Origin of the sequence: Isoptericola haloaureus, from assembly GCF_036689775.1 — a bacterium.
Lineage (GTDB): Bacteria > Actinomycetota > Actinomycetes > Actinomycetales > Cellulomonadaceae > Isoptericola > Isoptericola haloaureus.
This window is the reverse complement of sequence record NZ_JBAGLP010000028.1, coordinates 1-315: the sequence shown is the minus strand read 5'-3', so window position 1 is coordinate 315 and position 315 is coordinate 1. Positions and strand designations below refer to the sequence as shown.

The window sequence follows — 315 nt, the reverse complement described above, 5'->3', positions numbered from 1 at the left end:
GCGCCGGGGCACCGTGGGGAGGTTCAGGGGGGGACGGAGGCGAGGGGAGGAGTGGGGGGGGCGCCGTCGAGCACGACGGGCCGCAGCGCGACGCGGGAGCCGCCCCTGTCGACGAACAGCAGGGGTGCGGGGGCGAACCCGAGCCCGGTGGCCGGGCTGGGGACCACCACGCCGGCGAGCGGGGCGAGCACCGCCAGCGCGGTGACGCTGGGGTACCAGCGGCGCACCGCGCGGGAGAGTCTGGTCCGCAGCAGGTCCCGCAGCCGCAGCCCGGGCAGCACCGTGGGCGCGGCGAGCGCGACCAGGGCCGTGAGC

1 pseudogene is annotated in these 315 nt (G+C 79.7%); it reads right to left on the bottom strand.

Annotated features, from left to right (window positions below):
* Positions 1 to 23: 23 nt before the first annotated feature.
* Positions 24 to 315, bottom strand: a pseudogene (locus V5O49_RS00100) (hypothetical protein); the annotation flags it as partial.